Source organism: Streptomyces sp. NPDC020983 (assembly GCF_044333485.1).
Classification (GTDB): domain Bacteria; phylum Actinomycetota; class Actinomycetes; order Streptomycetales; family Streptomycetaceae; genus Actinacidiphila.
Window position 1 is genome coordinate 144,175 of sequence record NZ_JBIRRA010000005.1, and the last position, 26,822, is coordinate 170,996.

General features: G+C 76.7%; 8 protein-coding genes. 3 read left to right on the plus strand and 5 right to left on the minus strand.

Features of this window, described 5'->3' with window-relative positions:
* Positions 1–3 precede the first annotated feature (3 nt).
* The 3 genes from ACH4SE_RS12425 to ACH4SE_RS12435 all read right to left on the minus strand — a co-directional run bounded on the left by ACH4SE_RS12425 (position 4) and on the right by ACH4SE_RS12435 (position 20,864).
* Positions 4–6,339, minus strand: a complete 6,336-nt coding sequence (locus ACH4SE_RS12425; protein WP_398543302.1) for an SDR family NAD(P)-dependent oxidoreductase — start codon at positions 6,337–6,339, stop codon at positions 4–6.
* Positions 6,336–7,427 (minus strand): alpha/beta hydrolase, encoded by a 1,092-nt coding sequence (locus ACH4SE_RS12430; RefSeq protein WP_398543303.1) that lies wholly within the window; start codon positions 7,425–7,427, stop codon positions 6,336–6,338. The genes ACH4SE_RS12425 and ACH4SE_RS12430 overlap by 4 nt, the downstream gene beginning before the upstream one ends.
* Before the next feature lie 114 nt (positions 7,428–7,541).
* Positions 7,542–20,864: an SDR family NAD(P)-dependent oxidoreductase gene (locus ACH4SE_RS12435; protein WP_398543304.1), complete on the minus strand. Its 13,323-nt coding sequence runs from the start codon at positions 20,862–20,864 to the stop codon at positions 7,542–7,544.
* Positions 20,865–21,329: 465 nt separating this feature from the next.
* Between ACH4SE_RS12435 and ACH4SE_RS12440 the strand changes: the two genes are divergently transcribed.
* The 3 genes from ACH4SE_RS12440 (at position 21,330) to ACH4SE_RS12450 (ending at position 24,390) form a co-directional block, all read left to right on the plus strand.
* Positions 21,330–22,133 carry a BTAD domain-containing putative transcriptional regulator gene (locus ACH4SE_RS12440; RefSeq protein ID WP_398543305.1) on the plus strand — a complete coding sequence of 268 codons (804 nt, stop codon included), beginning with the start codon at positions 21,330–21,332 and terminating at the stop codon, positions 22,131–22,133.
* A 128-nt stretch (positions 22,134–22,261) separates the two neighbouring features.
* Positions 22,262–24,172, plus strand: coding sequence for an HAD-IIIC family phosphatase (locus ACH4SE_RS12445; RefSeq protein WP_398543306.1), 1,911 nt, complete (start codon positions 22,262–22,264; stop codon positions 24,170–24,172).
* The gene (locus ACH4SE_RS12450) at positions 24,169–24,390 is read left to right on the plus strand and encodes a phosphopantetheine-binding protein (protein WP_398543307.1); all 222 of its coding nucleotides are present in this window, start codon (positions 24,169–24,171) and stop codon (positions 24,388–24,390) included. Before ACH4SE_RS12445 ends, ACH4SE_RS12450 begins: the two co-directional genes overlap by 4 nt.
* Before the next feature lie 124 nt (positions 24,391–24,514).
* Here ACH4SE_RS12450 and ACH4SE_RS12455 read toward each other — a convergent pair whose 3' ends face one another.
* Positions 24,515–25,042, minus strand: a complete 528-nt coding sequence (locus tag ACH4SE_RS12455; RefSeq protein WP_398543308.1) for a flavin reductase family protein — start codon at positions 25,040–25,042, stop codon at positions 24,515–24,517.
* 302 nt (positions 25,043–25,344) lie between these two features.
* Positions 25,345–26,799 carry an MFS transporter gene (locus ACH4SE_RS12460; protein ID WP_398543309.1) on the minus strand — a complete coding sequence of 485 codons (1,455 nt, stop codon included), beginning with the start codon at positions 26,797–26,799 and terminating at the stop codon, positions 25,345–25,347.
* Between the last annotated feature and the right edge of the window lie 23 nt (positions 26,800–26,822).

Below are 26,822 nucleotides of genomic sequence, written 5' to 3' on the forward strand. Positions count from 1 at the left end.
TCCTTACAGCTCGTTGTCGATGAACTCGAAGATCTCGTCGTCGCTGGCGCCGTCCAGGCTGACGGGGCCGCCGCCCGTGCCGCGCAGGCCCGCCAGCAGGGCCGTCAGCCGCTCGGTCACCTGGTCGGTGAGCTGCGCGTCGAGCGCGCCGAGCGCGGATTCCAGCCGGTCCAGCTCGGCCAGCACCCCGGGCTCCTGCGGCTCGGGGGACTGCTGCTCGCCCAGCGCGGAGTTCAGCTGCTCTGCCAGCCGGCGGGCGGTGGGGTGGTCGAAGACGAGGGTGGCGGGCAGCCGCAGGCCGGTGGCCCGCGCCAGCCGGTTGCGCAGCTCGACGGCGGTCAGCGAGTCGAAGCCGATCTCCTTGAAGGCGTCGTCCGGCCGCACCGCGCCCGGGTCGCCGTGCCCGAGCACCGCCGCCACCTGCTGCTGGACCAGGCCCAGCAGCAGCGGCAGCCGGGCCGCCCCGGTGGCGGCGGCCAGCTGCTGCGCCCACCCCTGCCCGGGCTCGTCCGCCCGTGCCGGGCGCGGGGCGCCGGCGGCCAGCGCGCGCAGCACCGGCGGCAGGTGCTCCGGGTCTCCGCCGGGGGCGAGCACGGCGGCCGCGACCTGGGCACGGGAGGAGCCGATCGCCGCGTCGAAGAGCCGCAGGCCCTCCTGCGTGGCCAGCGGGACGATCCCCTGCCGGGCCAGCCGGCCGAGGTCGCGCTCCCCGAGGTGGCCGGTCATCGCGCTCGCCTCGGCCCACAGGCTCCAGGCGACGGAGACGCCGGGCAGGCCGCGCGAACGCCGGTGCTGGGCGAGCGCGTCCAGGTACGTGTTGGCGGCCGCGTAGCCGGCCTGCCCGGCGTTGCCGAGCACCCCGGCCAGCGAGGAGAAGAGGACGAAGGCGGCCAGGTCGCTGCCCGCGGTCAGCTCGTGCAGGTTCCAGGCCGCGTCGATCTTCGGCCGCAGCACGGCGTCCAGCCGTTCGGGGGTGAGGGCGGCCACCGGCCCGTCGTCGATCACCCCGGCCGCGTGCACCACCGCGGTCAGCGGGTGCTCGGCCGGGACGGCCGCCAGCACCGCCGCGAGCGCCTGCCGGTCGGCCGCGTCGCACGCGGCCACCGTGACGGTGGCGCCGAACCGCTCGCCCAGCTCGTCGGCTTCGGCGGGGCGCGCGCCCGAGCGGCTGAGCAGCAGCAGGTGCCGCACACCGTGCTCGGCCGCCAGGTGCCGGGCCAGGTGGCGGCCGAGCATGCCGGTGCCGCCGGTGATCAGCACCGTGCCCTGCGGGTCGAGCGGGCGCGGCACTGTCAGCACGATCTTGCCGGTGTGCCGGGCCTGGCCCAGGTGGCGGAACGCCTCCCTGGCCCGCCGCACGTCCCACGCGGTGACCGGCAGCGGGGCCAGCTCGCCGCGCTCGAACATCGGCGCCAGCGCGGCGAACATGCCGCGTACGTGGTCGGGGCCCTGGTCGGTGACGTCGTAGGCCCGGTAGTGGACGTCGGGGCGGATCGCCGCCACCTGCCCGGGCTCGCGGATGTCGGTCTTGCCCATCTCGACGAAGTGGCCGCCGGGCGCCAGCAGCCGCAGCGAGGCGTCGACGAACTCGCCCGCGAGCGAGTTGAGCACCACGTCGATGCGCTCCCCGGCGAAGCGCCGCGCGAAGTCGAGGTCGCGCGAGGAGGCGATCCGCTCCTCGGGCAGCCCGAGCGCCCGCAGCGCGTCCCACTTGGGGCGGCTGGCGGTGCCGAAGACGGTCAGTCCCCAGGCGCGGGCCAGTTGCAGCGCGGCCATGCCGACGCCGCCGGTGGCCGCGTGCAGCAGCAGCGACTGGCCCCGCGTCACCCCGGCGATCTCGGCCAGGCCGTAGTAGGCGGTGAGGAAGACCACCGGCACGGTGGCGCCCTCGGCGTAGCTGATGCCGTCCGGCATCCGGGCGAGCAGCCGGTGCTCGGCCACCGACAGCGGGCCGGCGCCGTGGCTCAGCAGTCCCATCACCCGGTCGCCGACGGCGAGTCCGGTGACCCCCGGGCCGACCTCGACGATCACCCCCGCGCCCTCGCAGGCCGGCGGCCGGTGGTCGCCGCGCACCATGTCCAGGGCGAGCACCACCTCGCGGAAGTTCAGGCCCGCCGCGTGCACGGCCACCCGCACCTGGCCGTCCGCCAGCGGGGCGAGCGCCGCCTCGTTGGCGGTCAGTTCGACGGCGTCGACCGCCCCGGCACCGGTGTAGCCGAGCTGCCAGGGCCGCTGCGGGTCGGGCGGGACGAGGGCGTCGCCGGCGGTGAGTTTCGCCAGGACGGGGGAGTACGCGACGCCCTCCCGCAGCGCGAGTTCGGGTTCGGCCGAGGCGAGCGGGGCGCTGCGGCCGTCCAGGTCGAGCAGGCCGAAGCGCTCGGGGTGCTCGCTCCTGGCGCTGCGCACCAGTCCCCAGACGGGCGCGGCGGCAAGGCCCGCGAGCGCGTGGCCGGGGTGGGTGGCCACCGCGTTCTCCGTCACGAAGACCACCCGGACGCCGTCCGGCAGTTCGCCGTCCAGGACGGCGCCGACCAGGCGCAGTGCCTCGGTCACCGACGCCTTGGCGGCGGCCGCGCCGGGTGCGGCCGCGGGCACCACGGGCACGAGCAGCGCCTCGACCGCCTCGGGGAGCGCGGCCGCGGCGGCCGGACCGGCCACCACCGGCGCTCCGGTCCCCCACGGGTCGGTGCCGAGCACCGCGAAGCGCAGCGGGGCCGGGTCCGCGACGGGCTGCCACTCCAGGCCGAAGAGCGCCGCGGAGCCGGCGGCGGCCAGATCCGCCAGGGCCAGCGGCCGCAGCGTCACCGCGTCCACGGTGGCCACCGGCGCGCCCGCGGCGTCGGTCAGCCGCAGGGCGACGGTGTCCGCCTCGGTGGCCTGCACGTGCACCTGCGCCGCGGACGCACCCGGCCGGTGCACCCGCACCCCGCGCCAGGCGAACGGCACCAGCACGGTGCCCTCGGCCGGCCGGGCGAGCACCAGTGAGGCGGCGTGCAGGGCCGCGTCCAGCAGCGCCGGGTGCAGCGCGAAGCCGGGGTCGGCGTCCGCCACCTCGACCTCGGCGCGGGCGGCCAGGCCGTCGTGCCGGGCGGCGCGCAGGCCGCGGAAGGCGGGGCCGTAGTGGTAGCCGCGCTCGGCCAGCGAGGCGTAGAGCGCGGCGCCGTCCACCGCCTCGCCCGCGAGCGCGGGCGGCGGGCCGTCGGGGGCGCCGCCGGCGGTGTCGAACCGGCCGGAGGCGTGCCGGGTCCACGGATCGTCACCCTGCCGGGAGTGCACCGACACGGCGCTCCCGGAGCGGATCACCTGCACGTCGACGGTGGTTCCGGCGGGCAGGACGAGCGGTGCCTCCAGGGTCAGTTCGGCCAGCTCCTGGCCGGCCTCCGCCGCGTGCAGCGCCAGGTCGACGAAGGCGGCGCCCGGCAGCAGCACCGAGCCCAGCACCTGGTGGTCGGCCAGCCAGGGATGGGCCGCGGTGCCGAGGCTGCCGGTGAAGACGGCGGTGTCGGCGCCGGCGAGCGGCACGGCGGCGCCCAGCAGCGGGTGGCCGGCGCGGCGCAGCCCGGCCGCGGTCAGGTCGCCCGCGGCGCGGCCCGCGGCCGGCTCCAGCCAGTAGGAGCGCTCGTCGAAGGGGTAGGTGGGCAGGTCGGTGGTGCGGGCGTCCGGGCGGCCGAGGGCGGCCACCCAGTCCACGGCCACGCCCTGCTGCCAGGCCCGGCCGAAGGCGGCGTGCAGCTCGCGCGGGCCGCCGTGGTCGCGGCGCAGGGTGGGGACGACGGCGGCCGGGTGCTCGGTGCCGTCCACGGTCTGCTCGATTCCGAGCGTGAGCACCGGGTGCGGGCTGACCTCCACGAAGGTGGTGTGGCCCGCGTCGAGAAGGACGCGCACGGTGGCTTCCAGTTCCACCGGGTTGCGCAGGTTGCGGTACCAGTAGCCGGCGTCCAGGCCGGCTGTCGCGTACGGCTGGGCGGTGACGGTGGAGTAGAAGGCCGTCGCGGCCGCCCGCGGCCGGATCGGGGCGAGGGCGGCGGTCAGCTCGCTCTCGATGGCGGCGACCTGGGGCGAGTGCGAGGCGTAGTCCACCGGGATCCGCCGGGCCCGGGCCCCGCCCCGGACGGCGGTGTCCAGCAGCGCCTGGAGCGCGTCGGGGGTGCCGGAGACCACGGTCGAGCCGGGGCCGTTGGCGGCGGCGACGGACAGCTGCTCGCCCCACGGCGCGATCAGCTCGGCTGCGTCCGCGCGGCCCAGGGCCAGCGAGACCATGCCGCCCTGCCCGGCGAGCGCGGTCAGCGCCCTGCTGCGCAGGGCCACCACCCGTGCGGCGTCGTCCAGCGACAGCGCACCGGCCACGCAGGCCGCGGCGATCTCGCCCTGCGAGTGGCCGACCACGGCGTCCGGCCGTACCCCGGCCGCCTCCCACACGGCGGCGAGGCTCACCATCATGGCGAAGAGGGCGGGCTGCACGACGTCCACCCGCTCCAGCAGGTCGCCGCCGGCGGCGCCGGTCACCACGTCCGTCAGCGGCACGTCCAGGTACGGGGCGAGCGCCTCGGCGCACTCCAGCATGCGGGCACGGAAGACCTCGTTGCCCGCCATCAGCTCGGCCGCCATCCCCGCCCACTGGGAGCCCTGGCCGGGGAAGACGAAGACCGTACGGCCGCCCGCGGTGGCGGGCGGCGGCAGCGGGGACGTGCCCCGGGCCAGCTCGTCCAGGCCCTGGAGCAGTTCGGCCGGTCCGGCGCCGGAGACGACCGCGCGGTGCGCGAAGGCCGAGCGGGTGGTGGCCAGCGAGAAGGCGACGTCGGCCGGGTCGGCGTCGGGGTGCTGTACGAGGTGGGCGTGCAGCGCCCGGGCGCGGGCACGCACCGCGGCCTCGGTGCGCCCGGACAGCGTCAGCGGCACCGCCGCGGGCGCGGGCCGCGGGGCGGCGGCGGTCCGGTCCGGCGCCGGGGCCTCGGCACTCTCCACGATGACGTGCGCGTTCGTGCCGCTGATGCCGAAGGAGGAGACGCCCGCCCGGCGCGGCCGGCCCGACTGCGGCCAGGCGGTGTGCTCGACGAGCAGCTCGACCGCGCCCGCGGACCAGTCCACCTTGGGGGTCGGCCGGTCCACGTGCAGGGTGCGCGGCAGCGCGCCGTGCCGGATCGCCTGGACCATCTTGATGATGCCCGCGACCCCGGCCGCCGCCTGGGTGTGGCCGATGTTCGACTTGAGGGAGCCCAGGTGCAGCGGCCGCCCGTGCGGGCGGTCGGCGCCGTAGGTGTTGAGCAGGGCCTGCGCCTCGATGGGGTCGCCGAGCGACGTGCCGGTGCCGTGCGCCTCGACCGCGTCGACGTCCGCAGGGCCCAGCCGCGCCGCGGCGAGCGCCGCGCGGATCACCCGCTCCTGGGAGGGGCCGTTGGGCGCCGTCAGCTGGCTGCTGGCCCCGTCGGAGTTGACCGCGGAGCCGGTCAGCACGGCGAGCACCGGGTGGCCGTTGCGGCGCGCGTCGGACACGCGCTCCAGCACCAGCAGTCCCGCGCCCTCGCCCCAGCCGGTGCCGTCGGCGGCGGCGGCGAAGGACTTGCACCGGCCGTCCGCCGCCAGGCCGCGCTGGCGGCTGAACTCCACGAAGGTGTTGGGGGTGGCCATCACCGTCACCCCGCCGGCCAGCGCCAGCGAGCACTCGCCCGCCCGCAGCGCCTGCGCCGCCAGGTGGACGGCGACCAGCGAGGACGAGCACGCCGTGTCGACGGTGACCGCGGGCCCCTCCAGCCCCAGGGTGTAGGCGACCCGCCCCGAGGCCACGCTCGGCGCGCTGCCGGTCACCAGGTAGCCCTCGAAACCGTCGGGCGCCTGCGGCAGCAGCCGGGAGGCGTAGTCGTCGTACATGACGCCGGTGAACACCCCGGTGCTCGACCCGCGCAGCGACAGCGGGTCGATCCGGGCCCGCTCGACGGCCTCCCACGCGAGCGTCAGCAGCAGCCGGTGCTGCGGGTCGACGGCCAGCGCCTCGCGCGGTGAGATCCCGAAGAACTCGGCGTCGAAGCGGTCGGCGCCGTCCAGGAAGCCGCCGTACCGGGTGTGGCTGGTGCCCGGCTGCTCCGGGTCCGCGCCGTGCAGCCGCTCGAAGTCCCAGCCGCGGTCCTGCGGGAAGCCGCCGATCGCGTCGCGTCCCTCGGCCACCAGCTGCCACAGGTCTTCCGGGCCGCGCACCCCGCCGGGGTAGCGGCAGGCCATCGCGACGATCGCGATGGGCTCCCGCCCGCGGGCGTCCAGTTCGGCCACCCGCCGGTTGGCGGTGCGCAGGTCGGTGGTGGCGCGCCTGAGGTAGTCGCGCAGCTTGTCCTCGGTGGCGGTCATCGCGTCCTCCGTTCCAGTGCGGCCTTCGCCCGCTGCGCCGCGACCACCGCGCGCAGCACGAGCCGCTGGGGCGGTGGCGCGCCGTGCATGCGCAGCACGGCGCCGGCCAGCCAGGGCGCCGTCACCCCGACGTGCCGGGGCGAGGCGTGCACGTCGTCGAACTCCAGCAGCTCCAGCGCCCGTACCTGGCGGCGCAGGAGGTTGATGTCCTCGGCCGGGATCACCTCGTCGCGCCGGCTGGCCACGTACGCCACCGGCACGTCCACGGCGGCCAGCTGCTCCGGCGTGAGCGCCCAGTCGGCGAGGTGGGCGCCGACCTTCGCGGCGTCGGTCCCGGTCAGGTGGGCGAGGGTGTCCACCGTGATGCGCGGCCAGCTGCGCTGCTGCCAGGCGGTGTCGGTGAAGGCGTGGTGCAGGGGCGCCCCGACGGTCGCGACGCCCTTGATCCGGCGGTCCGCCAGGGCCGCGCGCAGCCCCAGCTGGCCGCTGAAACTCATGGTCATCGCGTACGTGCGGCGGGTGTCGGCCCGGTCGGCGACGGCGTCCAGCAGCTGCGGCAGCAGCTGCCAGCTGTCCGGCCGGTAGCGGCCGGTGGAGATGCCCGGCAGCTCGGTCACCACGCCCCGGATGCCGAGCCGGCCCAGCCGCAGCAGGGTGGGTGCCCACTGCTCCTTGGTGCTGATGATGCCGCCCATGAGGATCACGAAAGGACGGCCGCGGTCGGCGGGGCCGCCGGTGCTGAACGCGTGCACCGGCCCGTCCGGCGACTGCACGGTCAGCGGCCGCAGCTCGGGGGCGTTCTCGGTGCGCCAGCGCTCGAAGACGGCCCGGGCCTCGTCCTGCGCCCGCTGCCGCGGCTCGCCGTCCACGTAGGGGAAGCGGGCCATGGTGTAGAGCCGGGAGGCGGTGAGCAGGTCGCCCCCGGCCGCGGTGGCCGCGGCCGCCGCGCTCCACTCGCCGACCCAGGAGCCGTCGCCGTCGCCGTCGTGGGTGATGCGGTGCAGCACCTCGGTGTACCGCACGGGGGGTATCTGCTGGGTACGCGCGTGGACGAGCGCGAACTCCCTGAGTTCCTCGACATCGTTCACCTGGTCGACGCCTCCGCCATGTCCGAAAGGGGGTTCGTGGATGGGTTGTCCGGGGTGCGCCCGGGGTGCACCGGGAGGTCTGCTCCGATCGTGCTGGGCCCGGCTGAGGCCGGTCTAAGGCGCCGCTTGGGTGTCACCGAGTTCGCTGTCGAGGGCCTCGAAGAGCTCCTCGTCGGTGGCCTGGCCGAGGTCGTCGGCGGGGTCGGGCCCGCCGTCGCCCCGCCCGGGCCCGGACCAGCCGGGCAGTGCCTCGCGCAGCCGCCCGGCCACCGTCCGGTAGGCCTCGGCGTCCAGGCCCGCCAGCAGCTCGCGCAGCGACTCCACCTGTGCCAGCGCCCGTTCGGTGTCGTCGGGTACGAGGGCGGCCAGCAGGTGCCCGGCCAGTGCGGCGACGGTGGGGTGGTCGAAGACCAGCGTGGTGGGCAGCCGCAGCCCGGTCGCCGCGGTCAGCCGGTTGCGGAGGTCGACCGCGGTGAGGGAGTCGAACCCCATGTCCAGCAGGCCGCGTTCGGGGTCGACGGTCTGCGGCCTGGCGTGTCCGAGCACCTCGGCCACGTGGGTGCGCACCAGGTCGAGCACCCGCTGCTCCCGTGCCCGGTCGCCGAGCCCGGCCAGTTCCTCGGCGAGCGCCGCGGGCCCGGCCGTCCCCGGGGCGCCGCGCGCCGCCCGGGGGGCGGCGGGCAGCAGGGCGGTGAAGCGCGGGGGCAGCTCCTGCCCCAGGGCGCGCAGCGCGGCCAGGTCGAGCCGGGCGGGGACGAGCACGGGCCGCCCCTCCCCGGGCTTGTGCCCGAGTCCGGCCGCCAGCGCGGCGTCCAGCAGTGCCAGGCCGCTCCCGGCGGTCATCGGGGCGATTCCGGCCCGGCCCAGCCGCGCCAGGTCCGCCGCGCCGAGGCTGCCGGCCATCCCCGCCTCGTCCGCCCACAGGCCCCAGGCCAGCGACACGGCGGGCAGCCCCCGTGCCTGGCGGAAGCCGGCCAGCGCGTCCAGGAAGGCGTTCGCGGCGGCGTAGTTGGCCTGTCCCGGGGTGCCCACCGTTCCGGTGACCGAGGAGAACAGCACCAGCGGGACCGGCCCGGCCAGCTCGTGCAGCAGCCAGGCGGCCTCGGCCTTGGGCCGCAGCACGGTGTCCAGCTGCTCCGGCGTCAGCGAGGCCAGCGAGGCGTCGGCGAGCACGCCCGCGGCGTGGACGACCAGGCCGAGCCGCGGCACCGTCCCCAGCAGCGCGGCGAGCGACCGGCGGTCGGCCACGTCGCACGCGGCCACCGTCACCTCGGCTCCCAGCGCGGTCAGTTCACCGGCCAGCTCCTCTGCCCCAGGCGCCTGCGGGCCCCGGCGGCCGGTCAGCACCAGGCGGCGTACGCCGTGCGCGGTCACCAGGTGCCGGGCGACCAGGCGGCCGAGCAGTCCGGTGCCGCCGGTGATCAGCACGGCGGCGTCCGGGTCCGGTGCCCAGGCGGGTCCGTCCGGGGCGTCCCTCCGGGTGAGCCGCGGCGCGCGCAGCACCCCGCCGGTCACCGCGATCTCCGGCTCGCCGGTGGCGGCCGCGGCGGCCACCTGGCCTTCGCCCGCGCCGTCGAGCAGCACGAAGCGGCCGGGGTGCTCCTGCTGCGCGGTGCGCACCAGGCCCCAGACGGCGGCGTCGGCGAGCCCGGCCTCCGTGTCCGCGAAGGCCTGGGCGGTGCGGACCACGAGGCGGGTGCCGCCGGTCTCGTCCGCCAGGTGCGCGCGCAGCGCGGCCAGTGTGCCGAGCACCGCGGCGCGGGCCGCCGCCGGGGCCGGACCGGCCGCCGGGGGCACCTGGTGCACGGTGAAGCCGCCGGCGTCCGCCGCCTCCGTGCCGCCGACGTCCACCCAGCTCAGCTCGTAGAGCGGGTCGGTGGCGACCGCGAGGCCGCCGGCCGGTACCGGGCGCAGGACGAGCGACTCCACGGTCGCGACCGGCCGCCCGGCGCCGTCGGCGGCGTGCAGCGTCCAGGTGCCGCTACCGGCCGGCCGCAGCCGTACCAGCAGCTCGGTGGCGCCGGGCGCGTGGACGTGCGCGCCGGAGACGGAGAACGGCAGCCGTACGGTGCCGTCCTGCGGGGACTGCCAGGCCGCCACGTGGAGCGCGGCGTCCAGCAGCGCGGGGTGCAGCGCGAAGCGGGCCGCGTCCTCGTGCAGTTCGGGCGCCAGCCCGACGCGCACCCAGCGGTCCTCGCCGTGCTGCCACGCCTCGCGCAGCCCGCGGAAGGCCGGGCCGTAGCGGTAGCCGCGTCCGGCCAGCTCCTCGTAGACACCGGTCAGGTCGAGCGGGACGGCCTGCGGGGGCAGCGCGAGCGGCTCCGGCCCGACGGTCTCGGCGGCCAGGGTGCCGGCCGCGTGCCGGGTCCATCCGGTGCCGTCCAGCGCCCGGGAGTGGATCGCCACCGGGCGGCTGCCGCCGCTCTCCTCGCCCACGCTGACCTGCACCTGGCGGGGGGCGCCGGCGGGAAGGACGAGCGGCGCGTGGAAGGTCAGCTCGGCGACCGCCGGGGTGCCCGCGCGTGCCCCGGCGTGGGCCGCCAGCTCCAGCAGCGCGGTACCGGGCAGCAGCACGGAGGCGCCCACGGCGTGGTCGGCCAGCCAGGGCTGGGCGGTGGCGGACAGCCGGGCGGTGAGCAGCAGGCCGTCCCGGTCGGCCAGGTCGACGCGGGCGCCCAGCAGCGGGTGCCCGGCCTCGCCGAGTCCGAGGCCGCCGGTGCCGGCCGCCGAGCGGTTCGGGTGCAGCCAGAAGCGCCGCCGCTCGAAGGGGTAGCCGGGCAGTTCGACGGTGCGGCCGCCGGGCACCGCGCGCTCCCAGGCCACGGTGTGCCCGCGTACGTGCGCGTGCGCGAGGGCCGTCAGCACGGAGTGCGTCTCGGGGCGGTCGCCGCGCAGCAGCGGCACCGCGAGGATGTCGTGCTCGGGCAGGCAGTCGGCGGTCAGCGCGCTGAGCACCCCGTCCGGGCCGAGTTCCAGGAAGGAGCGCACGCCCAGGCCGGCGAGCGCGCGCACGCCGTCGAGGAAGCGCACCGGGCGGCGGATGTGCTCGGCCCAGTAGCCGGGTGAGCAGAGCTCGTCGGCTCCGACCGGCGCGCCCGTCACGTTGGAGACCACGGGGATCCGCGGCGCCGCGTAGCCGATCCCGGCCGCGACCGCCCGGAACTCCTCCAGCACCCCGTCCATGTGCGGGGAGTGGAAGGCGTGGCTGACGCGCAGCCGCCGGGTCTTGTGCCCGCGCTCGCGCCAGTGGGCCTCGACGGCGGCGACCGCGTCCTCGTCACCGGCCACCACGGTCGCCAGCGGCCCGTTCACCGCGGCGACGGTGGCCGCGTCCCGGTAGGGCGCGAGGGTCTCGGCGACGGCCTCGGCGTCCGCGGCGACGGCGAGCATCGCGCCGTCGGAGCGTGCCGCCTGCATCAGCCGGCCGCGCGCGGCCACCAGGCGGGCCGCGTCCGGCAGGTCGAACACCCCGGCCACGTGGGCGGCGGCCAGTTCGCCGATGGAGTGGCCGATCACGAAGTCCGGCCGCTGGCCGAGGTGTTCGGCCAGCCGGTGGAGCGACACCTGCAGCGCGAACAGCGCGGGCTGGGTGAGGTCGGTACGGTCCAGCGCCGCCGGGTCGGTGAACATCACCTCGCGCAGCGGCCGCTCCAGGTGCGGTGCGAACGCGGCGCACACCTCGTCGAGGGCCTCCCGGAACACCGCGTTCTCGCGGTACAGCTCGCTGCCCGCGCCCACCCGCTGGCTGCCCTGGCCGGTGAACAGCAGGGCCAGCGGGCCCGGGGCGGCGGCGCTGCCGCGTACCACCTCGACCGTCGGGTCGCTCACCCGGCCGCTCTCGGCGAGCGCGGCCAGACCGGCCCGCAGGCCCACGGTGTCGGCGCCGACGATCACGGCCCGCTCCTGGTCCAGCGCGCGGCCGGTGGCGAGGGTGCGGCCGATGTCGGCCGCGCCGGCGTCGGCGCCGAGCAGCCGCCGGGCGGCGGCGCGCAGCGCGGTGCCGGTGCGGGCACTGAGCGTCCAGGGCAGTACGGCGGACGGCTCCTCGGCGGCCGGCGGCCGCACGTCGCCCTGCTCCAGCACGACGTGGGCGTTGGTGCCGCTGATGCCGAAGGAGGAGACGGCGGCCCGCCGCGGCCGGCCGGTCTCCGGCCAGGGGCGCTGCTCGGCGAGCAGGCTGACCGCGCCGGAGCTCCAGTCGACCTCGCCGGTCGGCTCGTTCAGGTGCAGCGTGCGGGGCAGCACGCCGTGCCGCATCGCCTGCACCATCTTGATCACACCGCCGACGCCCGCCGCGGCCTGCGCGTGCCCGATGTTGGACTTGAGGGAACCGAGGTACAGCGGCTGCCGCCCCTCCGGGCGGTCGGCGCCGTAGGTGTTGAGCAGCGCCTGCGCCTCGATCGGGTCGCCGAGCCGGGTGCCGGTGCCGTGCGCCTCGACCGCGTCGACGTCGGCCGGGGCCAGGCCCGCGGCGGCGAGCGCGGACCGTATCACCCGCTCCTGGGAGGGGCCGTTGGGCGCGGTGAGCCCGTTGGAGGCGCCGTCGGAGTTGACGGCGGTGCCGCGGACCACGGCGAGCACCGGGTGGCCGTTGCGGCGCGCGTCGGAGAGCCGTTCCAGCAGCAGCAGCCCGGCCCCCTCGCTCCAGCCGGTGCCGTCCGCGTCGGCGGAGAACGACTTGCAGCGGCCGTCCGGAGCGAGCCCGCGCTGCCGGCTGAACTCGATGAAGGTGTTCGGCGTGGCCATGACGGTCACGCCGCCGGCGAGCGCCAGCGAGCACTCTCCGGAGCGCAGCGACTGGCCGGCCAGGTGCAGCGCCACCAGCGAGGAGGAGCAGGCCGTGTCGACGGTGACCGCGGGCCCTTCCAGGCCGTAGGTGTACGCGATCCGGCCGGACAGAACGCTCGCGGTGTTGCCCGTGAGCAGGTAGCCCTCGTAGCCCTCGGGAGCCGTCTGCAGACGGGCCCCGTAGTCGTTGTACATCACCCCGGCGAAGACGCCGGTGCGCGAGCCGCGCAGGGCCGTCGGGTCGATCCCGGCCCGCTCGAAGGTCTCCCAGGCCGTCTCCAGCAGCAGCCGCTGCTGCGGGTCCATGGCATGGGCCTCGCGCGGGCTCACCCCGAAGAAGTCGGCGTCGAAGAGGTCGGCGTCGTGCAGGAAGCCGCCCTCCCGCGCGTAGGAGCGGCCGGTCCGCTCGGGGTCGGGGTCGTAGAGGCCGTCGAGGTCCCAGCCGCGGTTGACCGGGAAGCCGCTGACGGCGTCCACGCCGTCGGCGACCAGCCGCCACAGGGCCTCCGGGGTGTCCACGCCGCCCGGGTAGCGGCAGGCCAGGCCGATGACGGCGATCGGCTCGTCCGGATCGGCGGCCGGCCGCTCCTCGGGGGCGCGCCCGGCGCCGACGGCGGTGGCCAGCAGGTGGGCGGCCAGTGCCTCGGGCGTCGGGTGGTCGAAGACGACGGAGCCCGGCAGCCGCAGGCCGGTGCTCGTGGCGATCCTGTTGCGCAGCTCGACGGCGGTCAGCGAGTCGAAGCCGAGGTCGCGGAAGGCCCGTGTCGCGTCGATCGCGGTGCCGCCGTCGTGCCCGAGCACGGCGCCGGCCGCGGCCGTCACCTGGGCGAGCACGGCGGCGGGGCGCTCCTGCTCGGGCAGCGCCCGGACCCGGGCGGCCCAGGAACCGGGTGCGGCGGCCCTGCGCGCCGGCGCGGGGGGCACGGTGACCAGCCGGTCGAGAAGCGGCGGCAGGGTGCCCTCGCGGGCGGCGGCGCGCAGCGCGGGCAGGTCGAGCGCGGCCGGAACCAGCAGCGGACGGGCGTCGCCGAGGGCGGCGTCGAACAGCGCGAGGCCCTGCCCGGTGGTCAGGGCGCGGATGCCGGAGCGCTGCCAGCGTGCCCGCGCGGCGCCGTCCAGCCGCCCGCCCATGCCGTGCTCGGTCTCCCACAGCCCCCAGGCCAGCGAGGTCGCGGGCAGGCCGAGGTCCTGCCGGTGGGCGGCGAGCGCGTCCAGGAAGGTGTTGGCGGCGGCGTAGTTGGCCTGGCCCGGGGTGCCGACCAGGCCGCTGATCGAGGAGAACAGGACGAAGGCGGCCAGGTCCAGGTCGCGGGTGGCCCGGTGCAGGTGCCAGGCGCCGTCGAGCTTCGCGCGCAGGACGGCGGCGAGCTGCCCCGGCGTCAGGCGGGTGACGGTGGCGTCGTCCAGGACGCCGGCGGCGTGCACCACGGCCGTCAGCGGGTGCGCGGGGTCGACCGACGCCAGCAGCGCGGCGACGGCCGCCGGATCGGCGGTGTCGGCCGCCGCGAGCCGCACCTCGGCGCCCGACCCGGCCAGCTCGGCGGCCAGTTCGGCGGCACCCGGGGCGTCCGGGCCGCGCCGTCCGGCCAGCAGCAGGTGCCGCACGCCGTGCTCGGCCACCAGGCGCCGGGCGACCAGGGAGCCGAGCCCGCCGGTGCCGCCGGTGACCAGCACGGTGCCGGACGGGTCCAGGGGCCGTGCGGCGGGGCGGTCGCCGCCGGGGCCGCCGCGCTCGTCCCGTACCAGCCGGGGCACCAGGATCCGGCCGCCGGACACCGCGGTCTCCGGTGCCCCGGTCGCCAGCGCGCGGGCCAGCGCCGAACCCTGGCCCGGATCGGCGGGACCCTCCTCCCGCGGGTCGAGGGTGACCAGCCGGAAACGGCCCGGGTGTTCGGACTGGGCGGTACGCACCAGGCCGCGGACCGGCGCGCTCGCCAGGTCGGTGCCGGTGACCAGGGTCAGCACGGCGTCGCCCTCCGCCGCCAGCCACTCCTGGATCAGAGCCAGGGCGCGGGCCGCGGCGGCGTGGGCGGCGGCGACCGGGTCGTCGGCGCCGGGCGCCCGGAAGTCGGCGGCGGCGGGCGCCGCGGGGTCCGGGGAGGCCGCGTCGCCCAGCATGACCGGTTCGACCGGCGGACCGGCGGGGGGCGCGGCCACCCAGTCGAGCACCCGGCCCTCGCCGCCCGCCGCCGCGGCCGTGAACCGGCCGCCGGGCAGCGGGCGCAGCCCGAGCGAGCCGATCGCGACGACCGGGGTGCCCCCGGCGTCGACCGCGGTCATGGAATCGCCGCTCCAGCGCACCGTGAGCGCGGTGGCGCCGGTCGTGCCCTCCGCACCGGCCCGCCAGGAGACGTCGGCGAGCTGGAAGGGGACCCGCAGCTCGCCGCCCTCGCCGACCAGCGGGTGCAGCGCCGCGTCCAGCAGCGCCGGGTGCAGCACGAAGGCGTCGGCGCCGGAGCGCAGCGCGCCGTCCAGCTCCACCTCGGCGTACAGCTCGCCGGCGCGGCGCCAGGCGGCCCGCACGCCGCGGAAGGCCGGGCCGTAGGCGTAGCCGAGACCGGCGAGCCGGTCGTAGAGCTCGTCCGGGTCCAGCGGTTCGGCGTCGGCCGGGACGGTGAAGCCGGCGGGCGGTTCGGGGGCGTCGTCCGCCAGCAGGGCGGCCGCGTGCCGGGTCCACGCGGCGTCCTCGCCGCGGGCGTCCACGGTGAGCTGCCGCAGGCCGGTGCCGTCCGGGTTGCCGGCCCGGACCTGGATCTCCACCTCGCCCTGCTCGGGCAGCACCAGCGGTGCCTGGAGCGTCAGTTCGGCGACCCGGGCCGCGCCGAGCCGGCCGGCCGCGTACACGGCCAGCTCCAGCAGCGCGGTGGCGGGCACCAGCACGGTGTCCGCGACGGTGTGGTCGGCCAGCCAGGGGTGGGTGCGGCGGGACAGCCGCCCGCTGAACACCGTGCCCTCACCGGAGGCCAGGCTGATCGGGGCGGCCACCAGCGGGTGCCCGTCGCCGCGCGTTCCGCGGGGCGCGTCCAGCCAGAAGCGGCGGCGCTCGAAGACCGACGTGGGCACCGGTGCGGTGCCGGAACCGGGCAGCAGCGCCGCCCAGTCCAGGCGCGCGCCGCGGGTGTACGCCACGGCCAGCGCGGTGTGCAGCGCGTCGGCCTCGGGGCGGTCCCGGCGGACCACCGGTACGGCGGCCGCGTCGTGGTCGGGCAGGCACTGGCCGACCAGGCCGGACAGCGTCCCGTCCGGCCCGAGTTCGACGAAGGTGCGCACGCCCTGGGCGCCCAGGTGGGCGATGCCGTCGGCGAACCGCACGGTGCCGCGCAGCTGGTGCACCCAGTAGTCGGGCGAGGCCAGCTCCTCGGCACCCACCGGGGCACCGGTGACGTTGCCGACCAGCGGGATGCGCGGGGCGTGGAAGGTGAGGGCGGCGGCGCTCTCGCGGAACTCCGCGAGCACCGGGTCCATGTGCGGGGAGTGGAAGGCGTGGCTGACCCGCAGCCGGCGCACCCGCCGGCCGGCCTGCCGCCACCGCTCGGCCGCGGCCCCGGCCGCCGCCGCGTCCCCGGAGACCACCACCGAGCGCGGCCCGTTGACGGCCGCCAGGCTCAGCTTTCCGCCGAGGTCGCCGAGCACCTCCTCCTCGGTCGCCTCGATCGCGAACATCGCGCCGCCGGCCTGCGCCGCCTGCATCAGCCGGCCGCGCGCGGCCACCAGGGTGCACGCGTCGGGCAGCGACAGCACCCCGGCCACATGGGCGGCGGCGAGCTCTCCGACGGAGTGGCCGATGAGGAAGTCCGGCCGCAGCCCGAAGTGCTCGACCAGCCGGAAGGCGGCCACCTCGAACGCGAACAGCGCGGCCTGGGTGTAGCGGGTGCGGTCGAGCAGCTCCTGCCCGCCGGCCAGCACCTCGCGCAGCGGCCTGCCCAGCGGGCCGTCCAGGTGCGCCGCGATCTCGTCCAGCGCGGCGCGGAAGACGGGGAAGGCGCGCTCCAGTTCACCGCCCATCCCGGCCCGCTGGCTGCCCTGGCCGCTGAACAGGAAGGCGGTCCGGCCCGGCCCCGCGGTCCCGCGCACCAGCCCCGCGGCCTGCGTGTCACCGCTCAGGGCGCCGAGCCCGGCGGCGAGTTCGGCGCGGTCGCGGCCCAGCACCACGGCGCGGTGGGCGAAAGCGGGCCGCGCGGTCGCGAGCGCGCGGCCCACCGCGGCGGGGTCGGGTTCCGCGGCGCCGGTGGTGGCGGCCAGCAGGCGGGCGGCGTGCTCGTGCAGCGCCGACCCGGTGCGGGCGGCCAGCGGCCAGGCGACGATGCGCGGTTCCCCGTCCGGCCCGGCGGGCGGTACGGGTCCGGTCCCGGCGGGGGCCGCTTCGAGCACGACGTGGGCGTTGGTGCCGCTGATCCCGAAGGAGGAGACCGCCGAGCGGCGCGGGCGGCCGGTCTCCGGCCAGGGGCGCTGCTCGGTGACCAGGGCGACCGTTCCGGCGGACCAGTCGACGTGCGGGGTCGGGCGGTCCACGTGCAGCGTGCGCGGCAGCACCCCGTGCTGCATGGCCTGCACCATCTTGATCACGCCGCCGATGCCGGCCGCCGCCTGGCTGTGCCCGATGTTCGACTTGAGCGAGCCGAGCAGCAGCGGGCCGGCCGGGTCGCGGCGGCCGTAGGTGGCGAGGATCGCCTCCGCCTCGATCGGGTCGCCGAGCGCGGTGCCGGTGCCGTGCGCCTCGACCGCGTCCACCTCGGCGGGCTCCAGTCCGGCGTCCGCCAGCGCGGCGCGGATCACCCGCTGCTGGGAGGGGCCGTTGGGCGCGGTGAGGCCGTTGGAGGCGCCGTCGGAGTTGACCGCCGAGCCGCGCAGCACGGCGAGCACCGGGTGCCCGAGCGCGCGGGCCCGGGAGAGCCGCTCGACCGCGACCACGCCGACGCCCTCCGCCCACGCCGTGCCGTCCGCGGTGGAGGCGAACGCCTTGCAGCGGCCGTCCGGGGCAAGCCCGCGCTGCCGGCTGAACTCCACGAACATGCCGGGCGTGGCCATGACCGTCGCCCCGCCGGCGAGCGCCAGCTCGCACTCGCCGCGCCGCAGCGAGGCCACCGCCAGGTGCAGGGCGACCAGTGAGGACGAGCAGGCGGTGTCCACGGTGACCGCCGGGCCCTCGGTGCCCAGCACGTACGCGATCCGGCCGGAGGCCACGCTGGTGGTGCTGCCGGTGAGCAGGTAGCCGTCGTAGCCGCCTGCGGGTTCGTCCAGCCGCGGACCGTAGTCCTGCGCGGTGGTGCCGACGAAGACGCCGACGCCGCTGCCGCGGGTGCTGAGCGGGTCGATCCCGGCCCGCTCCAGGGCCTCCCAGGAGGTTTCCAGCAGCAGCCGCTGCTGCGGGTCCATCGCGGCCGCCTCGCGCGGCGAGATGCCGAAGAACTCCGGGTCGAAGCGGTCCGCGCCGTCCAGGAAGCCGCCGAGCGCCACGTAGGTGCTGCCCGGCCGGTCCGGGTGCACCAGGCGCTCCAGGTCCCAGCCGCGGTCCTCGGGGAAGGGGCCGATCGCGTCGCGGCCGTCCATGACGAGCCGCCACAGGTCCTCCGGGGTGTCCACCCCGCCCGGGTAGCGGCAGGCCATGCCGACGACCACCACCGGGTCGGCCGCGGAATCCGCCGGGGCGGACGGACGGCCCGGCCTCCGGGCCGGGAGCGGGGGCCCGGCCGCCGAGGGGTCGGCGCCGAGGGTCCGCAGGTGCGCGGCGAGCGCGTCCGGCGTCGGGTGGTCGTAGAGCAGTCCGGTGCCCAGCCGCAGGCCGGTGGCGGCCGACAGCAGGTCGCGGAACTCCACCGCGGTCAGTGAGTCGAAGCCCAGGTCCCGGAAGGTGCGGTCGCCGGTCACCTGCGACGGGTCGTGGCCGAGCACGGCGGCGACGGTGACGGCGACCAGGTCCGCCGGGTCCGCCGGGTCCGCCGGGTCCGTCCCCCCGGTCACGGGCTGCACGGGCTCCTCGCCGAGCCAGTAGCGGCGGCGCTGGAAGGGGTAGGACGGCAGCGCGGTACGGCGTCCGCCGTCCAGCACGGTACGCCAGTCGACGGGGACGCCGTGCGTGTGCAGGGCGGCGACGGCGGCGAGCAGCGCCTGCGGTTCGGGCAGGTCGCGGCCCAGCGCGGCCAGCGCCGTCCCGTCCGGCGCCGTCTGCTCGGCCAGGGCGGTGAGCGTCCGGCCGGGGCCCAGCTCCAGGTAGGCGGTGGCGCCCAGCGCGCGCAGCGCGCCGACGCCGTCGGCGTAGCGCACCGCCCGCCGGACGTGCTCGACCCAGTAGCCGGGGGTGCTCAACTGCCCGGGCGCGGCGGGCTCGCCGGTCAGGTTGGCGATGACGGGCAGTGTCGGCTCGGAGTAGTGCAGCTGCTCGGCGACCGCCCGGAAGCGGGCCAGCATCGGTTCCATCAGCGCGGAGTGGAAGGCGTGGCTGACCCGCAGCCGGGTGGCCTTGCCGCCTCCCGCGCGCACCGCGCGCACGACACGCTCCACCGCCTCCGCGGGCCCGGAGACCACGGTGGCGCGCGGGCCGTTGACGGCGGCGACGTCCAGCTCCGGCCCGTGAGCGGCGATCAGCTCCAGCGCCTCCTGCTCGCCCGCCTGCAGCGCGGCCATCGCACCGCCCGGCGGAAGCTCCTGCATCAGGCGTGCCCGGGCGGCCACCAGCGCGCAGGCGTCCGGCAGCGACAGCACCCCGGCCACGTGCGCGGCCGCCAGCTCGCCGATCGAGTGCCCGAGCAGCAGGTCCGGCCGTACACCCCAGTGCGTGACGAGCCGGTGGAGGGCCACCTCGACGGCGAACAGCGCGGGCTGGGTCCAGCCGGTCTCGTCCAGCAGCGCCGCCTGCGGGCTGCCGGGGGCGGCGAAGACCACGTCGCGCAGCGGCCGGTCCAGGTGGACGTCGAGCCCGGCGCACACCTCGTCGAAGGCGGCGGCGAACACCGGGTGGGCGCGGTGCAGTTCGCGGCCCGTCGCGGCGCGCTGGCTGCCCTGGCCGGCGAACAGGAAGGCCAGCTTGCCGGGTGCGGCGTGCGGGCGTCCGCGCAGCACCGTCGCGAGCGGCTCGCCGTGCTCCAGCGCCCGCAGCCCGGCGAGCAGTTCGTCCCGGCCGGCGCCGATCACGGCGGCCCGGTGGGGGAGTGCGGAGCGGGTGGTGGCCAGCGAGAAGGCGATGTCCAGGTCGGTGGCGGGCGGATCGAGCCGGCCGCCGGGCGCGGACGGCTCGGCGGTCAGGTGCGCGCGCAGCCGCCGGGCCTGCTCGCGCAGGGCCGCGCCGTCGCGCGCGGACAGCAGCCAGGGCAGCGCCCGGTCCCCGGCGGGCGGCGCGGCGGGGGCGGCCGCTGCCGGGGCGCCCTGCTCCAGCACCACGTGGCAGTTGGTGCCGCCCATGCCGAAGGAGCTCACCCCGGCGATCAGCGGCCGCTCGGGGCGCGGCCAGGGCGAGTGCTCCTGCTGGACCCGCAGGCCCAGCTCGTCCAGCGGGATCGCCGGGTTGGCGCGGCGGAAGTTGAGGCTGGGCGGCAGCTCGCGGTGGGCGATGCTCAGCGCCGCCTTGACGAAGCCGGCGATACCGGCCGCGCCCTCCAGGTGGCCGATGTTGGTCTTCGCCGAGCCGACGAGCAGCGGCTCGTCCGCTGCCCGTGCCGCGCCGATCGCGGCGCCGAGCGCCGCCGCCTCGACCGGGTCGCCGACCGCGGTGCCGGTGCCGTGCAGCTCGACGTACTGCACCTGCCCGGCGTCGATCCCGGCGTCCGCGTGGGCCAGCCGGATGACCTCGTGCTGGGCCCGGACGCTCGGCACGGTCAGGCCGTCGGTGGCTCCGTCGTTGTTCACCGCGCTGCCGCGGATCACGCAGTAGACCCGGTCCCCGTCGGCGAGGGCGTCCGCCAGCGGCTTGAGCAGCACGGCCGCGCCGCCCTCGCCGCGCACGTAGCCGTTGGCCCGCTCGTCGAAGGTGAAGCAGCGCCCGTCCGGGGAGAGTCCGCCGAAGCGGGCGGCGCCGACGGTGCTCTCCGGGATCAGGTTGAGGTTCACCCCGGCCGCCACCGCGAGCCGGGACTCGCCCCGGCGCAGGCTCTGCACCGCCAGGTGCACCGCGACCAGCGACGAGGACTGCGCGGCGTCGACCGCCAGGCTGGGGCCGTGCAGCCCCAGGGCGTAGGAGACGCGGTTGGCGATGATGCTGCGGTGCGAGCCGGTCACGGTGTGCGGGGTGACGGCGTCCGGGCCGTCGCGCCAGCTGAGCGTGGCGTAGTCGTCCCAGATCGCGCCGACGAAGACCCCGGTGCCGGTGCCCGCCAGCTCGCCGGCCGCGATGCCGGCGTCCTCGATGACCTCCCAGCCCAGCTCCAGCATGAGGCGCTGCTGCGGGTCCATCGCGGCCGCCTCGCGCGGCGAGATGCCGAAGAACTCCGGGTCGAAGCCGTCCACCTGCCCCAGGAAGCCGCCGAACCGGGTGCCGTCGCCGTCCACCGGGCGCCCGTCGCCGGTCCAGCGGTCCGGCGGCGTGGGCCCCACGGCGTCCACGCCGCCGGCCAGCAGCCGCCAGTAGGCGGCGGGGTCGGGCGCACCGGGGAGTCTGCAGGCGAGGCCGATGACGGCGATCCGGTCCGGGGGATTACTACGATCGCGCACGCGCATGCCCCTCATCGTGAGCGGGAAGAGTGCCGGCACCGACGATGGGCGGAATGGCTAAGCGAGTTCTAGCTGCGGGCTAAAGCGGGGCGGGTTCCCTTTGCGGAACGGCGCCGTACGCGCCCGGACCGGGCGCATTCCGTTGCGGTGGTGTTTCTTGCCGCGGCGTTACGTGCAAATGGCGCCCGCCGCACGGCCCACCGGGCAATCCGCCATCTTTGCCCGCTTTCCTGCCCCGTTTCGTGACCCGCCTGTGAACCGCGCGATGCCATCCCTTTGCCCGTGGCGGGGGGACGGCGCCGTTTGCCCGCTCCGGGCGGCACCTCCGCGGTAGCAGGGGTACGTAGTTTCGCTGATGTGGCGGGTGAGGTGATCTGGGTAGCGTGCCTCCCGATCACCGTGTCGCCGGCGACGTCCCGCCGAACACTGGCGGGCCCGGCCGGCGACGGCTGCCCGGAGGAGGAGCGGGAAATGAAGTACCGTGTGCTCGGCACACTCCAGATCGCCGACGGGGACACCTACGCGTCGCTCAGCGCCCGAAAGATCGAACAGCTCCTTGCCACCCTGCTGGTCAAGGCGAACCAGGTGGTCTCCCAGGACCGGATCATCGAGGAGCTGTGGGGCAACCACCCGCCCCGGCAGGCGACCGCCGGCCTGTACGTCTACATCTCCCAGCTGCGCAAGCTGCTCGCACCCGAGGGCGGTTCCGCGGCCGGACCGCTGGTCACCTGCTCTCCCGGCTACCTGCTCCAGGTCGCCGACGACGAGCTCGACCTGCACGTCTTCCGCGCCGCCGCCTTCCAGGGGCGCTCGCAGCTGCGGGCCGGACGCTACGAGGAGGCCGCCGCCTCGTTCGAGTCGGCGCTCGACCTGTGGCGCGGTCCGGCGCTGAGCGAACTGCGGGACGGGCCGATCGTCGCCGAGTTCGTCACCTGGGTCGACGAACTGCGGCTGGAGTGCGCGCAGATGTGCGTGGAGGCCAATCTGCGGCTCGGCCACCACCGGGCGATGGTCAGCGTGCTCTCCCGGCTCATCGCCGACCACCCGCTGCACGAGGAGTTCTACCAGCAGCTGATGCTGGCGCTCTACCGCAGCAACCGGCGGGCCGACGCCCTGCGCACGTACCAGCTCGCCCGGGAGACCCTCAACCGCGAACTCGGCCTGGAACCGTGCCGGATGCTGCGCGAACTCCACCAGACGATCCTGCGCGCCGACTACACCGAATTCTCCGGCTACGCCGGCTACCAGGAGGTGGATTACCCGAAAACCGCGTGACCCTCCCCGCCGCCGGCACCCGTGCGGGCCGCCCCGCCCGTGCGGTACGCGCCCGCGGCCGGATTAGGGGAGCTTTAGGCGCGCTGGCCACGATCCGATCGAACCGCGTCGTCGGGAGAGGATGGGAAATGAACGGCTCAGCGCTACCGCATCCGGACGGGGCGTCCCTGGACCGGCTGCGCGAGTTGCACCGGTCCGGCCGAATCCCCGCCGATTACCCGCAGATCGCCGGGCTGCTGGCGGACCTGCCGGACGAGGACCTGATCCGCGCCGGACGCCTGCTGGCCCAGGTGCCGGTCGAGGCCGTCACGGCCGCGGCACCCGGCACCCCCGTCGTGTCGGTCGCGATCACCGGGCACGGCACCCTGGCCGCGCTGGTGCCCGCGCTCACCGCGCAACTCGCCCGCCACGGGCTGCTGTTGCGGGCCACCGTCACCGACCACGACAGCTGGGTGTTCGCGCTGTCGGATCCGGGCGGCGAACTCCACGCCGCCGACCCCGATCTGGCGCTGTGCCTGCTGGACGCCACGCTCGTCTTCGACGAGGTGCCGGTGCCCTGGCAGCCCGCGGACGTGCAGCGGGTGCTGGAGGAGAAGATCGCCCTCCTGGAGGCGCTGAGCACACGGTTCGCCGAGCACGCGCGCGGCACCCTGGTGCTCGCCACCCTTCCGCTGCCGCGCCGTTACACCGCCCAGCTGATCGACCACCGCTCCCGGGCCCGGCTCGGCGCGCTGTGGCGGGAGGCCAACGCCCGGCTGCTGCGGATCGCCGAGGGCAGTCCCAGGGTGGTGGTGATCGACCTGGACCCGCTGGTCGCCGAGGGCGTCGCGGCCCACGACGCCCGGCTGAGCAGCTACGCGAAGGCGCACCTGCCCGACGCGCTGCTGGCCGCCTTCGCCGCCGAGGTCGGGCAGCTGGCCGTGCAGGCCGCCGGGCGCGGGCGCAAGTGCCTGGTGCTCGACCTGGACGGCACGCTGTGGGGCGGCATCCTCGCCGAGGACGGCGTGGAGGGCATCGAGATCGGCGAGGGCTACCGGGGCGAGGCGTTCGCGTCCTTTCAGCGGGTGGTCAAGCAGCTCGGGTCCCAGGGCGTGCTGCTCGCCGTGGCCAGCAAGAACGACCTCGACGCGGTACGGGCCGCGCTGGCCGGCCACCCCGGCATGGTGCTGCGCGAGGACGACTTCGTGCGGATCGTGGCGAACTGGCAGCCCAAGCCGCACAACCTGCGGGCGCTGGCAGCCGAGCTGAACATCGGCGTGGACAGCCTCGTCTTCGTCGACGACAGCGCCGCCGAGATCGGCATGGTGCGCGCGACCCTGCCGCAGGTGGCGACGGTGCCGGTGGGCGCCGACCCCGCCGGGCACACCGGTGCGCTGCTGCGCGGCGGCTGGTTCGACACCCGCGAGCTGACCGCCGAGGACCGGGCCCGCGGCGGGATGTACCGCACCGAGCTGGCGCGCACCGACTTCCAGCAGGGCTTCGACTCCGTCGAGGAGTACCTGCGCGCGCTCGGCGTCGTGGTCCGGCTGACCGAGGCGGCCGCGGCGGACGTGCCGCGCGTCGCGCAGATCACCCTGCGCACCAACCAGTTCAACCTCACCACGCAGCGCCTGCAGCCCGCCGAGGTCGCGGCGCTGGCCGAGGACCGCGACGCGCTGGTGCTGGCGATCGGCGCGGCCGACCGGTTCGGTTCCAACGGCACCGTCGGCGCGGTCTTCGCCCACTGGGAGGGCACCGTGCTGCACCTGGACAACATGCTGCTCAGCTGCCGGGTCTTCGGGCGCGGCATCGAGCAGGCCACCCTGAGCACACTGCTGCGCCACGCCGCCGGGCACGGCGCCACGGCGGTGGTCGGCCGGTACGCGCCGACCAGGAAGAACGCCAAGCTGCGGGACTTCCTGCCCGCGAACGGCTTCACGGTGACCGGCGAGCAGGCCGGCGCCACCCTCTACCGGCACGACCTGGTCTCGATCGCGGCGGTGCCCGGGCATCTGACCCTGGACGCGGGCTTCGCCCAGACGGTGGGAGCACGACGATGAACACCCTGGACGACTTCCTCACGCTGATCCACGACGAGCTCGGACTCGCCGTCACCCCGGAGGAGGCGACCCGCCCGCTGGACGAGGTCGCCGCCTGGGACTCGGTGCACCTGCTGGCACTGCTCACCGTGCTGGAGCAGCGCACCGGGCGGGCCCTCTCGCTCCCGGACGTCCTGGAGGCCCCGACGCTGGAGCGGATCCACGCCCTGACGCTCTGACGGCCCGCCGGACGGCGGCAGCACGCCGGTGGCCCCCTCGGCGGTACGGCGAGGGGGCCACCGGCGTGCCGCCGCGCGACGGCGGTTCAGGGCCCCGCCTCCCGGCGGGCCCGGCGTGCGGGGCTCACGCGCCCTCCCGGCGCTCGGCGAGCCGCTCGAAGGCCCCGCGGAAGCGCAGCAGCGGGCCCAGGCGGCCGGCGGCGGCGAGCCGGTGCACCTGGACGACCACGATGTCGTGGTCCCCGGCGGGGTGTTCGGCGACCACGGCGCCCTCCAGCCATGCGAGTGCGCCGTCGAGCACCGGCAGGCCCCCCGGCGAGGACGACAGGCGCAGGCCCTCGAACTTCCGCTCGTCGCTGCGGGCCAGCCGGGTGGCGACGTCCTGCTGGCCGTCGCTCAGGATGTTGACGCAGACGCCCTTCGAGGCGCGCAGCCGCGGCCAGCTGCGGCTGGTGTGCGCGACGCAGAAGGAGAGCAGGGGCGGCTCCAGCGAGACCGAGGTGAACGAGCTGACCGTCAGCCCGGCCGGCCCGCCGTCCGGCGCCGTCCCGGTGACCGCGATCACCCCGCTGGCGAAGTGCCCCAGCACCTCCCGGAAGTGCTCCTGGTCCGGTGCCGCGACCAGATCGGCTGATGTCCTGTGCGTTGTCATCCCCTGCCCTCCTGCCGGCGCTCCTCGTCCTCCCCGGACTCCCCGGACTCCCGCCGGGCCCGGCGGCCCGGCCGCGCCCGCGTCGCCGCCGGGGAGCGCGGCGGGCGTCCACCCGCCGTGCGTGTGCTCCGGCCGGGGCCTTGCGCGCCGGGCGTGCGGTGTACCTCCGATGGTGGCCCGGCCGGCTGAAGCGGAGCTTAGGCCGGGGCGCCGCGGCGGCCTGCGGCCGCAGGGGACGCGAGAAGGCCCGCTCCCGCGTCGGACGCGGGAGCGGGCCTTCTCGTGCCGGGTGCGGGCGGCGGTCAGCTCGCGGCGGCCGCCTTCTTCGGGCTCTTGATCACCAGTGCGGCCACCAGGACCGCGGCGACGGTGACGACCGTCGCGGCCACGAAGGCCATCGCGAAGCCGTGCGCCTGGGCGCTGCGCGCGGGGTGGGAGCTGCCGTGCACCGAGGTGCCGTACACCGTCGCCAGGATCGCCACGCCCAGCGAGACGCCCATCTGCTGCAGCGCCTGCATCAGGCCGGAGGCGGCGCCGGTGTCGCTGCGCGGCAGCCCGCCCAGCACGGTGGCGCTCAGCGGCATGAAGCTCAGGCCGAGTCCGGCCCCGAGCAGGATCATCGGGCCGACGACGTGCGCGGCGTAGCCGCTGTCCGCGCCGACCTGGGTGAGCCAGGCGGCGGCGGCCAGCACCAGGGTGGTGCCGATGACGGTCAGGCGTTTGGCACCCACCTTGCCGATCACCTTGGGCGCGGTGCGGGCGGCGGCGAACTGCGCGGCGGCCTGCGGAAGGAAGGCGAGGCCCGCCTCCAGCGGCTTGAAGCCGTGCACCTCCTGCACGTACTGCGAGAGCAGGAAGAGCATGCCGGTGGTGGCCGCGGGCAGCATCAGGTTGTTCAGGTAGGCGCCGCCGCGGTTGCGTTCGGTCACCAGCCGCAGCGGCATGATCGGCTGCGCGGCGCCGCGCTCGCCCAGGACGAAGGCGACCAGCAGGGCCGCGCCGACGGCGAAGCCGGCGATCGTCAGGCCGTTGCCCCAGCCGTCCGAGGCGGCGTGGATCAGCGCGAAGACGACCGACACCACGCCGAGGGTGGACAGTACGGCGCCCACCACGTCGAACTTCGCCCGGTGCAGTTCGGTCTCGGCCAGGAAGCGCAGTGCCAGGACGATCGCCACCGCGCCGATCGGCACGTTGATGAAGAACACCAGCCGCCAGGAGGCGGAGGTCAGCAGGCCGCCCAGCACGAAGCCCAGGGTCAGCCCGAGGCCGAGCACCATGGAGAAGCGGCCCAGCGCCTTGTTGCGCTCCGGGCCCTCCTCGAAGTTGGAGGCCAGCAGCGCCAGTACGCTCGGCGCGGTCATCGCGCCGCCGGCGCCCTGGACCGCCCGGGCGGCCATGAGCACCCCGGCGTTGGGTGCGAGGCCGCCGGCCAGCGAGGCCAGGGTGAAGACGGACAGGCCGATCAGCAGCATCCGGCGCCGCCCGAAGGTGTCGCCGGCCCGCCCGCCGAGCAGCAGCAGGCCGCCGAAGGCCAGGGTGTAGCCGTTGAGCACCCAGGCCGCGCCGGTGGGGGAGAAGGACAGCGCGTCCTGCATCTTGGGCAGCGCGATGTTCACGATCGTGACGTCCAGCACCACCATCAGCTGGCAGGTGAGGATGATGCCGAGGACTAACGCCTTGTTGGGGCCGCGGCCGGATGCCGGCGCCGGGACGCCGGCATCCGCCAGGGCGGTGGACTTGGAACCTTGCTCACTCATCTGCGTCCTTGGGAGGTGGCACC

What these genes read in the sequence shown, in the direction of transcription:
- ACH4SE_RS12425 (WP_398543302.1), bottom strand. Translation starts at nt 6,339, where the DNA reads ATGACCGCCACCGAGGACAAGCTGCGCGACTACCTCAGGCGCGCCACC.
- ACH4SE_RS12435 (WP_398543304.1), bottom strand. Translation starts at nt 20,864, where the DNA reads ATGCGCGTGCGCGATCGTAGTAATCCCCCGGACCGGATCGCCGTCATC.
- ACH4SE_RS12440 (WP_398543305.1), top strand. Translation starts at nt 21,330, where the DNA reads ATGAAGTACCGTGTGCTCGGCACACTCCAGATCGCCGACGGGGACACC.
- ACH4SE_RS12445 (WP_398543306.1), top strand. Translation starts at nt 22,262, where the DNA reads ATGAACGGCTCAGCGCTACCGCATCCGGACGGGGCGTCCCTGGACCGG.
- ACH4SE_RS12450 (WP_398543307.1), top strand. Translation starts at nt 24,169, where the DNA reads ATGAACACCCTGGACGACTTCCTCACGCTGATCCACGACGAGCTCGGA.
- ACH4SE_RS12455 (WP_398543308.1), bottom strand. Translation starts at nt 25,042, where the DNA reads ATGACAACGCACAGGACATCAGCCGATCTGGTCGCGGCACCGGACCAG.
- ACH4SE_RS12460 (WP_398543309.1), bottom strand. Translation starts at nt 26,799, where the DNA reads ATGAGTGAGCAAGGTTCCAAGTCCACCGCCCTGGCGGATGCCGGCGTC.